This is a genomic window from Streptomyces venezuelae (genome assembly GCF_008642275.1).
GTDB lineage: Bacteria > Actinomycetota > Actinomycetes > Streptomycetales > Streptomycetaceae > Streptomyces > Streptomyces venezuelae_E.
This window is the reverse complement of record NZ_CP029189.1, coordinates 3,537,095-3,551,320: the sequence shown is the minus strand read 5'-3', so window position 1 is coordinate 3,551,320 and position 14,226 is coordinate 3,537,095. Positions and strand designations below refer to the sequence as shown.

The window sequence follows — 14,226 nt, the reverse complement described above, 5'->3', positions numbered from 1 at the left end:
ATCAGACTGTACCGCAGCTCAGGGGGTGCAGTCGAACCGGATCACGGCAGCGGTCACGGCGCCGCCGCGTCCACCGCCTTCACGATCCGCTTGTCGGAGATCGGGTACGCCGTCCCGAGCGCGTGCGCGAAGTAACTGACGCGCAGTTCCTCGATCATCCAGCGGATGTCGGTGACCGTGGAGGGGACCGGCCGCCCCTTCGGCAGCTGTTCCAGGAGCCAGGCGTACTCGTCCTGCATCTCGTGGACCTTCTCCATGCGCGTGGTGTCGCGCTGGACGCCCGTGGGCATCTGCTGGAGCCGCCGGTCCGCCGCCACCAGGTAGCGCATCAGGTCCGGGAGCCTGCGCAGCCCGGTGAGCGTCACGAAGCCGGCCGGCATGAGGGCCGCCAGCTGCGTCTTGACGTCCTGGATGTTCGCGACCAGCGCCAGGCTGCCCGTGGCCTTCAGGCGGCGCTCACAGGCCTGCCAGGCGGCCAGCACCTGCTGCACCTGGCTCACCGTGCGCACGGTCGTGTCCACCAGGTCGGCGCGGACTGCCTCGTAGAGCCGCCGGAAGCCCGCCTCGTCCCACGCGGGACCGCCGTGGTCGGCGATCAGCTTGTCGGTCGCCGCGGTCGCGCAGTCGTCGAAGAGCGCCTGGATGGAGCCGTGCGGATTCCTGGACAGGGCCAGCTTCTGCTGGTTGGTCAGGTGGTCCGAGGCGAACTTCGCCGGATTCACCGGGATGTTCAGCAGGATGAGCCGGCGGGTGCCCAGCCACATCGCCTGCTGCTGCTCGGCCTCCGTGTCGAAGAGCCGTACGGACACGCTCGTGCCCTCGTCCACCAGCGCCGGGTAGGCCTTCACCGGCTGACCCGCCCGGCGGGTCTCGAAGACCTTCGTCAGCGTGCCGATCGTCCAGTCGGTCAGCCCGGTGCGCTCCACCGACTCCCCGCCCGCACGCTCGGCGGTGGCCGCCGCGGCCTTGGAGAGGGCCTGGCGGGCCTTCGGCTTCAGGCGCAGCCGCAGGGCCTCCAGGTCCTTGTCCTCGGCGAGGTTCTTGCGGCGCTCGTCGACGATCCGGAAGGTGATCTTCAGGTGGTCCGGGATCCGCCCGAGGTCGAAGTCCTCGGCCGAGACAGGGACCCCGACCATCCGCTGGAGCTCGCGGGCGAGGGTGACCGGCAGCGGCTCCTGCAGGGGCACCGCCGTGTCCAGGAACCGGCCCGCGTAGTTCGGCGCGGGCACGTAGTGCCGGCGGATCGGCTTCGGCAGCGAGCGGATCAGCTCGGTGACGACCTCCTCGCGCAGGCCCGGGATCTGCCAGTCGAAGCCCTCGTCGGTGACCTGGTTCAGCACCTGGAGCGGGATGTGGACGGTCACGCCGTCGGCGTCCGCACCCGGTTCGAACTGGTAGGTCACCCGGAACTTCAGCGGCCCCTGCCGCCAGGAGTCCGGGTAGTCGGCCTTGGTGACCCCGGCCGCCTTCTCGGTCAGCAGCATCTCGCGCTCGAAGTCGAGGAGTTCCGGCTCCTCGCGCTTCTTGTGCTTCCACCACGAGTCGAAGTGCGCCCCCGAGACCACGTGGGCCGGGATCCGCTGGTCGTAGAAGTCGAAGAGCGTCTCGTCGTCGACCACGATGTCGCGGCGCCGGGCCCGGTTCTCCAGCTCCTCCACCTCGGTGAGGAGCTTGCGGTTGTCGGCGTAGAACTTGTGGTGGGTCCGCCAGTCGCCCTCGACGAGAGCGTTGCGGATGAACAGCTCGCGCGAGACCTCGGCGTCGATCCGGCCGTAGTTGATCTTCCGCTGGGCGACGATCGGCACGCCGTACAGCGTGACCTTCTCGTACGCCATCACGGCCGCCTGGTCCTTCTCCCAGTGCGGCTCGCTGTACGTGCGCTTGATCAGGTGCTGCGCCAGCGGCTCCACCCACTCGGGCTCCACCTTGGCGTTGACCCGGGCCCACAGCCGCGAGGTCTCCACGAGCTCGGCCGACATCACGAACTTCGGCTGCTTCTTGAACAGCGAGGAACCCGGGAAGATCGCGAACTTGGCGCTGCGGGCACCGAGGTACTCGTTCTTGTCGGTGTCCTTCAGCCCGATGTGCGAGAGCAGTCCGGCCAGCAGCGAGACGTGGACGACCTGCTCGGGGGCGTCGGCCTCGTTGACGTGGATGCCCATGCTCTTGGCGACCGTGCGCAGCTGGGAGTAGATGTCCTGCCACTCGCGGATCCGCAGGAAGTTCAGGTACTCCTGCTTGCACATCCGGCGGAACGAGGACGAGCCGCGTTCCTTCTGCTGCTCGCGCACATAGCGCCACATGTTGAGGAACGAGAGGAAGTCGCTGGTCTCGTCCTTGAACCGGGCGTGGTTCTGGTCGGCCTGGGTCTGCTTGTCCGAGGGCCGCTCGCGCGGGTCCTGGATGGACAGGGCCGCCGCGATGACCATGACCTCGCGGACGCAGTTGTTCTTGTCGGCCTCGATGACCATGCGGGCCAGCCGCGGGTCGACGGGCAGCTGCGACAGCTGGCGGCCCATCTGCGTCAGGCGCTTCTTGGGATCCTTCTCGGCCGGGTCCAGTGCGCCGAGCTCCTGGAGCAGCTGCACGCCGTCGCGGATGTTGCGGTGGTCCGGCGGGTCGATGAAGGGGAACTTCTCGATCTCACCGAGGCCCGCGGCGGTCATCTGCAGGATGACGGAGGCCAGGTTCGTGCGCAGGATCTCGGCGTCGGTGAACTCGGGACGGGCGTTGAAGTCGTCCTCGGAGTACAGCCGGATGCAGATGCCGTCGCTGGTACGGCCGCAGCGGCCCTTGCGCTGGTTGGCGCTGGCCTGCGAGATCCGCTCGATCGGCAGGCGCTGGACCTTGGTGCGGTGGCTGTAGCGGGAGATCCGGGCGGTGCCCGGGTCGATCACGTACTTGATGCCGGGGACGGTCAGGGAGGTCTCGGCGACGTTGGTCGCGAGCACGATCCGGCGGCCGGTGTGCTGCTGGAAGACCCGGTGCTGCTCGGCGTGCGAGAGGCGGGCGTAGAGGGGGAGGACCTCGGTGAAGCGCAGCTTCTTCTTGATCAGCGCGTCGGCGGTGTCGCGGATCTCGCGCTCGCCGGAGAGGAAGACCAGGATGTCGCCGGCGCCCTCGCCCTGGAGCTCGTCCACGGCGTCGCAGATCGCGGTGATCTGGTCCCGGTCGGACTCCTCGGAGTCCTCTTCCAGCAGCGGCCGGTAGCGGACCTCCACCGGATACGTGCGCCCGCTGACCTCGACGATCGGGGCGTCGCCGAAGTGGCGGGAGAAACGCTCCGGGTCGATCGTCGCGGAGGTGATGACGACCTTGAGGTCGGGCCGCTTGGGCAGCAGCGTCGCCAGGTAGCCGAGCAGGAAGTCGATGTTGAGGGACCGCTCGTGGGCCTCGTCGATGATGATCGTGTCGTAGGCGCGCAGCTCGCGGTCCGTCTGGATCTCGGCGAGCAGGATGCCGTCCGTCATCAGCTTCACGAAGGTGGCGTCCTGGTCCACCTGGTCGGTGAAGCGGACCTTCCAGCCGACGGTCTGGCCGATCTCGGACTTCAGCTCCTCGGCGATCCGCTCCGCGACCGTACGGGCGGCGATCCGGCGGGGCTGGGTGTGCCCGATCATGCCCCGGACACCGCGGCCCAGCTCCATGCAGATCTTGGGGATCTGCGTGGTCTTGCCGGACCCGGTCTCGCCCGCGACGATCACGACCTGGTGGTCGCGTATCGCCTCGGCGATCTCGTCCTTCTTCTGGCTGACGGGCAGGTTCTCGGGATACGTGACCTCCGGCATCCGCGAGGCACGGCCGGCCAGTCGCTCGGCGGCCTTGGCGGCCTCCGCGGCGATCTCGTCGAGCACGGCCTGCTTGGCCTCGGGCTTGCGGATACGGCGGGCGCCTTCGAGGCGGCGGCCGAGGCGGTGCGCGTCACGGAGGGAGATCTCACCGAGAAGCGTCTGCAGGGCGGCGAAGGAAGTAGACATACCTGGTCGAGGATCTCACCTGGGCCCTCCGGGTGGCGAACGCATTTGTGGGGCGGACCCGTACCATTTCGGGACGAGTCCGTCGGTCGTACGAGTGAGAGGCAGCCCACCTTGTCCCGCCTGCGCCTGTTCGGCTGCGCCGTGCTGGCGGTACTGGCGGTACTGCTGGGCGGGGCGGCTCCGGCCGCCGCGACGGGCTTCCTCCCCGCGCGCGGGCCCGCCGCGGGTCCGCAGACGGCCGACGCCGCCGCTGCTGCCGACGCCGCCGCCGCCGCTGCCGACGACACCGGCGCTGCCGACCCTGCCGACCCTGCCGACGCCGACGCCGAGGCGACGGCCGGGCGCCCCGTGGCAGCCGTCCCGCACGTGGCCCTCGCCGCGCCGGGACACACCGGGAGCCCGGCGGCGGCCGCTGCCCCCGGAGCGACGGCGCCGACCGGACCGGCAGAGGTCGGCCGTGCCGAGGCGGACGGCACCACCGCCCGGGCTCCGGTCCGGGCCGGCCCCGGAGCCCCCGACCACCTGCGGGGCGGCGGTCCCTCCTGCGCCCCCGCGTCCCCCGACCACGGCGGGACGCCCGCCGTCCCGGCCCGGGCCGGCGGCGACCACGCGCAGGTCCCGCCCGGCCGCCCGGAGCCGCCGGTGACCCGGCCGTACGCGGGCCCGTCCGTACGGGTGCCGCTCCGCGGCCCCGACCGGCCGGCCCCCGGCCCGGTGGAGCTGTCCGTGATGCGGGTCTAGGCCGTCTCTTTCGGATCTTGTCGGTCGGGCCCGCGTCCGTGACGCGGCCCCGCCCCGGAGACCGCCCCCGGAAGCCGGCCCGGAGACCGCCGAGGTCCGGGCCGTCACCCGTACGCGCTCCCGGACCGACGCGCTCCCCGGCCACCTGGCCCGGCCCGTACCCACCCCGTCCTCACCCGCAGAACCGGAGCACCCGCATGCCCTCTCCCGCGAACCGTCCCCAGCGCGGCGCCACGTCCAAGTCCGCCGTGAAGCCCCTGCTGATCTCCGCCGGGGTCGCCGTCGCCTCGATCACCCTCGGCCTCGTCTCCTGGCAGGCCACCGCCCCCGACGAGAGCGGCTCGGCCGGTTCCGCCTCCGCGGCGGCGCCCCGGACGGACCCCGCCGCCGAGCTGAAGGCCCTGGCCCGCCGCGACTCCGGCGACAAGCTCGCCGTCGGCCGCGCGGACGCGCCCGTCGTGCTCGTCGAGTACTCCGACTTCAAGTGCGGCTACTGCGGCAAGTTCGCCCGGGACACCGAGCCCGAACTGGTGAAGAAGTACGTCGAGGACGGCACCCTGCGCATCGAGTGGCGCAACTTCCCGATCTTCGGAGCAGAGTCCGAAGCCGCCGCCAAGGCCGCCTGGGCGGCCGGGCAGCAGGACCGCTTCGACGCCTTCCACGCCGCCGCCTACGCCGCCGGCTCGAAGGAGAAGGGCTTCGCCGAACCCCGGCTCGTGGAGCTGGCCCGCGAGGCCGGGGTACCCGATCTGGAGCGCTTCAAGGCGGACATGGCCGGCGAGGCGGGCGCGGCGGCCCTGCGGAAGGACCAGGAGGAGGGCTACCGCATCGGCGTCACCTCCACCCCGTCCTTCCTGCTGAACGGCCGCCCCATCGCCGGCGCCCAGCCGCTCGACACCTTCACGGCCGCCATCGCCCGGGCGAAGTCCGAGGCCGCGGCCGAGGCGGCGAAGCAGTGACCGACATCGGATACCTGGCCGCCCTGATGGGCGGCCTCCTGGCGCTGCTCAGCCCCTGCAGCGCGCTGCTGCTGCCCGCCTTCTTCGCGTACTCCATCGACTCCCCCTCGCGGCTCCTGGCGCGTACCGGGATCTTCTACGCGGGCCTCGCGAGCACCCTCGTACCGCTCGGAGCGGCCGGCTCGTACGCGGGGCGGTTCTTCCACGGCAACCGCGACCAGCTCGTGCTGGTGGGCGGCTGGCTGATCATCGCGCTGGGCCTCGCACAGATCCTGGGGCTCGGCTTCGCGCCGAAGCGGATCTCGGAGCTGTCGGGCCGGATCCGGCCGACCACCGCCCTGTCGGTGTACGCGCTCGGCGCGGTCTACGGGCTGGCCGGTTTCTGCGCCGGCCCGATCCTGGGCAGCGTCCTGACGGTCGCGGCGGTCAGCGGCAGCCCCGTCTACGGTGGCCTGCTGCTCGCGGTCTACGCCCTGGGGATGGCCGTACCGCTGTTCGTGATGGCGCTGCTGTGGGAGCGGTTCGACCTGGGCAGGCGGCGCTGGCTGCGCGGGCGGGCCCTGCGCGCCGGCCGCTTCGAGCTGCACACCACCTCGTTGCTGTCCGGGCTGTTCTTCATCACCCTCGGCGTGCTGTTCCTCGCCTACGACGGGGCGAGCGCGCTGCCGGGGCTGCTGGACGTGGACGACTCGTTCGCCGTCGAGCAGCGGGTCCGCACCCTGGCGGACGGGGTACCGGACGGGGTGCTGCTCGGACTGGTCGCCGCCGGGGCGGCGGCCGTCGGCGTCGTGCAGTGGCGCCGCAGGGAGCGCGCGGCTCAGGCCGAGGCCGAAGGGGAGTAACCACAGAAGGCCCCGTCCGATGGACGGGGCCTTCTTGATGGTGGCTGGGGCCGGGGTCGAACCGGCGACCTATCGCTTTTCAGGCGATCGCTCGTACCAACTGAGCTACCCAGCCACGAAACCGTTTCCGGTTTCAGCGATCCTGACGGGACTTGAACCCGCGACCTCCACCTTGACAGGGTGGCGAGCTAACCAACTGCTCCACAGGACCTTGCAGTGTGCGAGAACAAGTCTTGCACACGGTAATGCGTACCCCCAACGGGATTCGAACCCGTGCTACCGCCTTGAAAGGGCGGCGTCCTGGGCCACTAGACGATGAGGGCTAAAGGCCCGCCGGGCACTTCTCAGCGCGTCGGGGACGTGAGAAGCATATGGGATCCGGGGAGCTATCGCCAAAACGGTTTCCCCCGGAGCGACAATGGCCGGGTGCTGGAGATGACGCGCGAGGAGTTCGAAGAGCTCGTCGCAGAGGCCCTGGACCGGATCCCGCCGGAGCTGACGCGGCTGATGGACAACGTGGCGGTGTTCGTCGAGGACGAACCGCCCGCCGACGACCCCGAGCTGCTCGGTCTGTACGAGGGCACTCCGCTGACGGACCGCGGCGAGTGGTACGCCGGGGTGCTGCCGGACCGCATCACGATCTACCGCAATCCCACGTTGCGCATGTGCGAGGACCGGGAGAGCGTGGTCGCGGAGACGGAGGTCACCGTGGTCCACGAGATCGCCCACCACTTCGGGATCGACGACGACCGGCTGCACGCGCTGGGGTACGGGTGACCGGGCCGGCCCCGGTTCCCGGCGACGGCGAGGCGAAGGCCGCGCGGGAGTCGCAGGGGTCACAGGCGCCAGGGGCGTCAGGGGCCTCGGAGGCCCCGGTGGTGTCCGAAGCCATTGATCCGGACGTCGACCTGCACGTACCCGCACAGCGCACCGAACCGCAGGGCCGGGTGCTCGCGGCGGTGGCGGCGGGCGGCGCGGTCGGGGGCGCGGCGCGGTACGGGATCTCCCTGCTGTGGCCGGCCGGGCCCGGGGCGTTCCCGTGGGCGACCCTGTGGATCAACGCCTCGGGCAGCGCGCTGATCGGCGTGCTCATGGTGCTGATCAGCGAGGGAGGCCGGACGGCCCCGCATCCGCTGCTGAGGCCCTTCGCCGGGGTCGGCGTGCTCGGGGGCTTCACCACCTTCTCCACCTACGCGGTGGACTTCTCACGGCTCCTGGACGAGGGGGAGGCGGGGACCGCCCTGGCGTACGGCGGGCTCACGGTGGTGGCGGCGCTCGGTGCGGTCTGGGCGGCGGCCGCGGCGACCCGGCTCGCGGTGGGCGGGCGCGCCACCGGGCGTGTTCCGCGGTGAACTGGCTGCTCGTGGTCGTGGGTGCGGCCGTCGGTGCACCGCTGCGCTACCTGCTGGACCGTGCGGTGCAGGCGCGGCACGACTCCGTCTTCCCCTGGGGCACGTTCGTGGTCAACGCGGCCGCCTGTCTGGTGCTCGGGGCGCTGGCCGGGGCGGCGTTGGCGGGCGCCGCCTCCTCGCGGCTGCAGTTGCTGCTCGGGACCGGGCTGTGCGGGGCGCTGAGCACGTACTCGACGTTCTCGTACGAGACGCTGCGGCTGGCCGAGCGCGGCCGGGGGTTCCTGGCCGCGGCGAACGTGGTGGCGTCGGTGCTGGTCGGGCTGGGCGCGGTGCGCCTCGGGTCGACGGCGGCGCTGCGGCTCTTCGGCTGAGGGGGTCCGCCCGGGACTCGGCCCGGGGCGCGGCCCGGGACTCGTCTTGGGGCCGGAACGGCCCGGTGTCGGCCCGGGTGTTGGCCCGGCCGTTGGCCCGAGGGCGTGTCCCTCACGGGCCGAAGGGAGTTGGGCACATTGACCCGCTCATGCGGAAAGTTCACCCTCAGGCTCCGGAGGTGCCCCCGTGCGCCAGTTGTCCGCTTCCCTCCGACTGGCCGTCACCGCGCTCGCGGTCGCGGCGACGGCCGGCTGCATGAGCGTCGGTGAGGACGCGGCGAAGCCCGGCCCCGCCGCTTCGGGTGACCGCCGCAGCGGCGCCGAGGCGGGTGCGGGGACCGTTTCGGGGCGCGGCTCCGGGGTCCGCGGCAACGGGCACGGCGTGAAGGACGGTACGGGGAGCCAGGAGGGCAGGCCCAAGGAGGACGGCAAGGCCTCCGGCGCGACCGGAGCCTCGCCGAGTCCCGGCGCGACGCCCGGACGGCCGGGCGCACCCGCACCGTCGGCGGGACCGGGCGGGGGTGCGGGCGGGCAGGGCCCGCAGGAACCCACGACGGGCGGACCGGGCGGCGGCCCCGGCGGCCCCGGCGGTTCGGCGGGCGGGCAGCAGTCGGCGAGCCCGACCCCGGCGCCCCCGGCCACGACTCCCCCTGTGACGGAACCCACTCCGGATCCGCCGAGTCCGCAGCCGGAGCCGACCCTCGTTCCGGCCCCCGAGCTCTAGGCCCGGCGGCACCCGACCGGGTCCGCCGGGGCCCGGTCCTCCTCCGCCCTCGTGGGCGTCTTCGCAGGTCAGAGCCGTTCTTCCGGGGGCGACTTGCCAGACCCCGGGGAGGGTGCGTATGGTTATAGATCGTTTGATCCCATTGCCCGGCGCCGAATCCGAAGAGCGCCGTGTGGCGCGTACTCTCCCTAGCCGTGGCTGACCGCATTGAGGCGGTCGATTTGCGATTCACGGAGTTTGGGCGCGTGCCGAGACTCCGGAAGGTTTCGCATTTCGCATGTCCATTTCCAGCTCTGACCGTTCCGTCATGCCCGAGAACGACTCCAACGAGATGATCGACGCCGAGGCCCTCGTGGTCACCGAGGCGATCGAGGCCGCCGAGGCCAACGAGATCATCGAGGCTCTTGAGGCCGACGTGAACACCGACGAGTCCTTCGAGGACTCGGCCGACGACTTCGACGACGCCGACGCCGACGCGGAGCCCTCGATCACCTTCGGCGACCTCGGTCTCCCCGACGGTGTCGTGCGCAAGCTCGCGCAGAACGGCGTCACCACCCCCTTCCCGATCCAGGCCGCGACCATCCCGGACGCCCTGGCCGGCAAGGACATCCTGGGCCGTGGCCGCACCGGCTCCGGCAAGACCCTCTCCTTCGGTCTGCCGACCCTGGCCCAGCTGGCCGGCGGCTTCACCGAGAAGAAGAAGCCCCGCGCGATCATCCTCACGCCGACCCGTGAGCTCGCGATGCAGGTCGCGGACGCGCTCCAGCCCTACGGCGACGTGCTCGGCCTGAAGATGAAGGTCGTCTGCGGCGGTACCTCCATGAGCAACCAGATCTACGCCCTGGAGCGCGGTGTCGACATCCTCGTCGCCACCCCCGGCCGTCTGCGCGACATCATCAACCGCGGCGCCTGCTCCCTGGAGAACGTCCAGGTCGCGGTGCTCGACGAGGCCGACCAGATGGCGGACCTGGGCTTCCTGCCCGAGGTCACCGAGCTGCTCGACCAGATCCCGGGCGGCGGCCAGCGCATGCTCTTCTCCGCCACCATGGAGAACGAGATCGGCACCCTGGTCAAGCGCTACCTGTCCAACCCCGTCACGCACGAGGTCGACAGCGCGCAGGGCAACGTCACGACCATGACGCACCACGTCCTCGTCGTGAAGCCGAAGGACAAGGCGCCGGTCACGGCCGCCATCGCCGCCCGCAAGGGCCGCACCATCATCTTCGTCCGCACCCAGCTGGGCGCCGACCGCATCGCCGAGCAGCTCGTCGAGGCCGGCGTGAAGGCCGACGCGCTGCACGGCGGCATGACGCAGGGTGCCCGTACCCGCGTCCTCGCCGACTTCAAGGACGGCTACGTCAACGCGCTCGTCGCGACCGACGTCGCCGCCCGCGGCATCCACGTCGACGGCATCGACCTGGTCCTGAACGTGGACCCGGCCGGCGACCACAAGGACTACCTGCACCGCTCGGGCCGTACCGCCCGTGCCGGCAAGTCCGGTGTCGTGGTCTCCCTCGCGCTGCCGCACCAGCGCCGCCAGATCTTCCGCCTGATGGAGGACGCGGGCGTCGACGCCTCGCGCCACATCGTCCAGGGTGCCGGCGCCTTCGAGCCGGAGGTCGCCGAGATCACCGGTGCCCGTTCGCTGACCGAGGTCCAGGCCGACTCCGCGAACAACGCCGCCAAGCAGGCCGAGCGTGAGGTCGCCGAGCTGACCAAGCAGCTGGAGCGTCTGACCCGCCGGGCCGGCGAGCTGCGCGAGGAGGCCGACCGCCTCGTCGCCCGCTCCGCCCGTGAGCGCGGCGAGGACCCGGAGGCCGCTGTCGCCGAGGTGGCCGAGGCCGCCGAGGCCGAGGTCGCGGCTGCTGCCGCTGCCGCTGCCGCCGAGATCGCCGCCCAGGAGCGCCGCGAGGAGAACCGCGCCCAGCGCGACGACCGCGGCAACTTCGAGCGTCGTGACAACCGCGGCGGCGACCGCGGTGGCGACCGTGGCGGCTTCCGCCGCGACGACCGCGGTGACCGCGGTGACCGTGGTGGCCGTCCGTCGGGTGGTTTCAACCGTGACGACCGTGGTGGCGACCGTGGTGGCTTCCGCCGCGACGACCGTCCGTCGGGTGGCTTCCGCTCCGGTGGCGACCGTCCGTCCGGTGGTGGCTTCCGTCGTGACGACCGTCCGTCCGGTGGTTTCAACCGTGACGACCGTGGTGGCGACCGTGGTGGCTTCCGCCGCGACGACCGTCCGTCGGGTGGCTTCCGCTCCGGTGGCGACCGTCCGTCCGGTGGTGGCTTCCGTCGTGACGACCGTCCGTCCGGTGGTTTCAACCGTGACGACCGTGGTGGCGACCGTGGTGGCTTCCGCCGTGACGACCGTCCCTCCGGCGGCTTCAACCGCGACGACCGTCCCTCCGGTGGCTTCCGCTCCGGTGGCGGCGACCGTCCCTTCAACCGCGACCGCCGTGACGACCGTCCGGCCGGTGGCTTCCGCTCCGGTGGCGGCGACCGCCCGTACGGCCGCCGTGACGACCACCGTCCGTCCGGCTCCGGCTCCACCGGCGGCTTCGGCGGCCGCCGCGACGACAAGCCGCGCTGGAAGCGCAACGGCTGACCTCAGCTGAGCTGAACCCCTGAGCAAGGGCCCGTACGACACCCAGGTGCCGTGCGGGCCTTTCTCCGCTCCCGGGACCTGATGCCGCGTAACACCCCCTCGGGGTCCGGTTCCAGGCCCTGCGGAGCCCTGCGGAGCACCTCCGAACCGGCGGCGACAGGCCGGTCGGCGGATACCCGATCGGCTGACCCGCGCGGTCCGGCTATGCTCTGGGGTGAGCACCTGGAGGGCCATTAGCTCAATTGGCAGAGCAGCGGACTTTTAATCCGTTGGTTGTCGGTTCGAGTCCGACATGGCCTACCGCTCGCAGGCACGGGGGCTGACCCCTCTGACCTGCTACTCAGCGCCCCACTTGGTTCCGGCCAGGTGGGGCGCTGCGTCGTTTGCGGCCCTGCGCGGAACCGGACGGTCCGTCAACTCCGGGGGAGGGGGCGGGAGCGGGGGCGGCCGGAAAACGCGATGAGGCCGTCGGGCCGGGAGGGTAGCGTCCCGGCCATGACGCCAGTTCTCCGGACCGAACGCCTGGTTCTCGACCCGTACGCCCCCGAGGACGAGGAAGGGTTCGTCGCGCTCTTCCAGGACACCCGGGTGTCCCGGTGGATGGGAGACGGTCCCACCTCCGAGGCCGAGGACCGGGCGCTCTTCGGGCGGGTCTTCACCAAGGTCTACGCCGAGAACCTCTTCGACGTGTGGGCCGTGCGCCGGGAGGGCCGGCTGGTCGGGCACGCCGAGATCAAGCGGACCGACGAGGTCGACGGACACGAGATCATCTACGCCCTGGCCCCCGAGGCCTGGGGAGCGGGCCTCGGTACCGAGATCGCCGAGGCGATCGTCGCGTACGGCTTCGGCTCCCTCGGCCTGACCGAGGTGCACGCGACCGTGGCCGACGCCAACACCGCCTCCCTGGTCCTGCTGGAGCGCATCGGCTTCACCCACGTACGGGACGTCCGGGAGGACGACGGGAGCACCACCCGCGTACTGACCCGCCGCCGGCTTCCTGCCGCCTGACGGTGCCGGGGTCGGTTGCGTACCAGTCTTGCGGCTCTGACCTGCGGTGATGTGGATCCGTGGGGGCTGCGGCGGTTAATTGGCGAAGGGCTCTCCCCGGATGGCGTAGAGTTGTGTTCACCGACGCGGGGTGGAGCAGCTCGGTAGCTCGCTGGGCTCATAACCCAGAGGTCGCAGGTTCAAATCCTGTCCCCGCTACTCAGTACGAAGGCCCGGTTCCTCTTGAGGAACCGGGCCTTCGTCGTGTGTCGGCCTCCCCGGCTTCCCCGCCGCAGACCGTCACCCGTGCGGCCGCCGTCAGGTCGCCGTACGGGTGCTCCTGCCGCCAGCCTTGAGGGGCGAGGAGGCGGCGGGCCCGGACCCGCGCGGCGGACCGGGCGGCAGGAGAGCGGCGTGGTGGGGCTGGGCCGGCAGGACGACACCGCTGGGCGCGCGAACGGGAACACGAACGGGAACGCGAACGGGAGCGGCAATGCGAACGGTGTGACCCGTCGCGTGGTCCGGATGTTGCCGGGTGTGCTGATCGTCCTCGGGATGGTCTTCGACGTGCTGACCCCGCCCAGCTTCACGGGGTCCCCGTTCTTCACGGCGGCCCCTCTGATCGCCGCCCCGCTGTTCACCCTCTGGGCCACGGCCCTGACCGGCGGCCTGGCCGTGTTCGCGGTGTTCGTGCTGCACGTCCTGGGCGGCACCAGCTGGAAGGTCGAGGCGCTGACCGAGCTGGTGACCGTACTGACCGTCGCGGGGCTGGCGGTCCTGATCAACCGCATGGTGCGGCGCAGCGGCGAGCGCCTCGCCTCGGCGCGCGGGATCGCCGAGGCCGCGCAGCGTGCGGTGCTGCCGAAGCCCGCCGAGCGCATCGGGGGGCTGCACGTCTGTGCCTGGTACGAGGCCGCGCAGGCCGACGCCTTCATCGGCGGCGACCTGTACGCGGTCCAGGAGACCCCGTACGGGGTGCGGCTGGCGGTGGGTGACGTACGGGGCAAGGGGCTGGGGGCGGTGGAGGCCGTCGCGGTGGTGCTCGGGGCGTTCCGGGAGGCGGCGGACACCGAGCCGACGCTGGAGGCGCTGGCGCAGCGGCTGGAGCGGGCGCTGAACCGCGAGGGCATCCGGCGCGACAGCCTGGACGCGGTGGAGGGGTTCACGACGTGCGTGCTCGGGGAGATCCCGCCGGGCGCGGGCGTGCTGCGTCTGCTCAACCGCGGTCACCCGGAGCCGCTGCTGCTGCACGGGAACGGGGAGCTGGCGGTCCTCGCCCCGGCGGAGCCCGCTCTGCCGCTCGGCATGGGGGAGCTGGGGGGCTGGCCGGACCTGGTGCAGGAGTGGGCCTTTCCGGCGGGGACCACCCTGCTGCTCTACACGGACGGGCTGACCGAGGCCCGGGACGGGGCGGGGGACTTCTACGATCCGGCCGCCCGGCTGCGCGGGCGGATCTTCCCGGGGCCGCAGGCGCTGCTCAGCGCGCTCAGCAGCGATGTGCGCCGGCATACGGGCGGCGGGGCGACGGACGACATGGCGCTGCTCGCGGTCGGCAGGCCGGGGGAGCGGGAACCGGAGCGGCGGCGGACCGTACCGGTGGTGCCTCGCGCGACGTGAAGACGTGAAGACGTGAAGACGGGAAGACGGGAAGACGGGAATACGTGAGGG

General features: G+C 71.9%; 11 protein-coding genes and 5 tRNA genes. 12 read left to right on the top strand and 4 right to left on the bottom strand.

Translation table 11 applies throughout. From position 1 onward, the window contains the following. Window positions 1–53 precede the first annotated feature (53 nt). Window positions 54–3,977 carry an ATP-dependent RNA helicase HrpA gene (hrpA, locus tag DEJ51_RS15515; protein ID WP_150258103.1) on the bottom strand — a complete coding sequence of 1,308 codons (3,924 nt, stop codon included), beginning with the start codon at window positions 3,975–3,977 and terminating at the stop codon, window positions 54–56. 111 nt (window positions 3,978–4,088) lie between these two features. Between hrpA and DEJ51_RS15510 the strand changes: the two genes are divergently transcribed. From DEJ51_RS15510 to DEJ51_RS15500, 3 genes are all read left to right on the top strand, one after another. Continuing rightward, the gene (locus DEJ51_RS15510; protein WP_150258102.1) at window positions 4,089–4,718 is read left to right on the top strand and encodes a hypothetical protein; all 630 of its coding nucleotides are present in this window, start codon (window positions 4,089–4,091) and stop codon (window positions 4,716–4,718) included. A gap of 197 nt (window positions 4,719–4,915) precedes the next feature. Continuing rightward, entirely contained in the window at window positions 4,916–5,677 is a 762-nt protein-coding gene (locus DEJ51_RS15505; RefSeq protein ID WP_150258101.1) for a DsbA family protein, read from the top strand. A 26-nt stretch (window positions 5,678–5,703) separates the two neighbouring features. Further along, on the top strand, window positions 5,704–6,519 hold the full coding sequence (locus DEJ51_RS15500; RefSeq protein ID WP_150261948.1) for a cytochrome c biogenesis CcdA family protein: 816 nt from the start codon (window positions 5,704–5,706) through the stop codon (window positions 6,517–6,519). Between the two features lie 38 nt (window positions 6,520–6,557). Here DEJ51_RS15500 and DEJ51_RS15495 read toward each other — a convergent pair. The 3 genes from DEJ51_RS15495 to DEJ51_RS15485 all read right to left on the bottom strand — a co-directional run bounded on the left by DEJ51_RS15495 (window position 6,558) and on the right by DEJ51_RS15485 (window position 6,842). Next, window positions 6,558–6,634, bottom strand: a tRNA-Phe gene (locus DEJ51_RS15495). 22 nt (window positions 6,635–6,656) lie between these two features. Beyond that, window positions 6,657–6,730, bottom strand: a tRNA-Asp gene (locus tag DEJ51_RS15490). A gap of 39 nt (window positions 6,731–6,769) precedes the next feature. Next, window positions 6,770–6,842, bottom strand: a tRNA-Glu gene (locus DEJ51_RS15485). Between the two features lie 103 nt (window positions 6,843–6,945). On the opposite strand from DEJ51_RS15485, the gene DEJ51_RS15480 reads away from it, so the two are divergent. The 9 genes from DEJ51_RS15480 (at window position 6,946) to DEJ51_RS15440 (ending at window position 14,175) form a co-directional block, all read left to right on the top strand. After that, entirely contained in the window at window positions 6,946–7,296 is a 351-nt protein-coding gene (locus tag DEJ51_RS15480) for a metallopeptidase family protein (RefSeq protein ID WP_030726307.1), read from the top strand. A gap of 98 nt (window positions 7,297–7,394) precedes the next feature. Further along, window positions 7,395–7,871 (top strand): FluC/FEX family fluoride channel, encoded by a 477-nt coding sequence (locus DEJ51_RS15475; protein WP_150258100.1) that lies wholly within the window; start codon window positions 7,395–7,397, stop codon window positions 7,869–7,871. Continuing rightward, the gene (gene crcB / locus DEJ51_RS15470) at window positions 7,868–8,242 is read left to right on the top strand and encodes a fluoride efflux transporter CrcB (protein ID WP_150258099.1); all 375 of its coding nucleotides are present in this window, start codon (window positions 7,868–7,870) and stop codon (window positions 8,240–8,242) included. The genes DEJ51_RS15475 and crcB overlap by 4 nt, the downstream gene beginning before the upstream one ends. A 187-nt stretch (window positions 8,243–8,429) precedes the next feature. Continuing rightward, window positions 8,430–8,966 carry a hypothetical protein gene (locus tag DEJ51_RS15465; protein ID WP_150258098.1) on the top strand — a complete coding sequence of 179 codons (537 nt, stop codon included), beginning with the start codon at window positions 8,430–8,432 and terminating at the stop codon, window positions 8,964–8,966. A 307-nt stretch (window positions 8,967–9,273) separates the two neighbouring features. Continuing rightward, window positions 9,274–11,571 (top strand): DEAD/DEAH box helicase, encoded by a 2,298-nt coding sequence (locus DEJ51_RS15460; RefSeq protein WP_411757322.1) that lies wholly within the window; start codon window positions 9,274–9,276, stop codon window positions 11,569–11,571. Between the two features lie 227 nt (window positions 11,572–11,798). Further along, window positions 11,799–11,871, top strand: a tRNA-Lys gene (locus tag DEJ51_RS15455). Window positions 11,872–12,066: 195 nt separating this feature from the next. Beyond that, window positions 12,067–12,579, top strand: a complete 513-nt coding sequence (locus tag DEJ51_RS15450; protein WP_150258096.1) for a GNAT family N-acetyltransferase — start codon at window positions 12,067–12,069, stop codon at window positions 12,577–12,579. A 124-nt stretch (window positions 12,580–12,703) separates the two neighbouring features. Continuing rightward, window positions 12,704–12,777 (top strand) — tRNA-Met (locus DEJ51_RS15445). A gap of 285 nt (window positions 12,778–13,062) precedes the next feature. Next, window positions 13,063–14,175, top strand: a complete 1,113-nt coding sequence (locus DEJ51_RS15440; protein WP_411757321.1) for a PP2C family protein-serine/threonine phosphatase — start codon at window positions 13,063–13,065, stop codon at window positions 14,173–14,175. The last annotated feature ends 51 nt before the right edge of the window (window positions 14,176–14,226 follow it).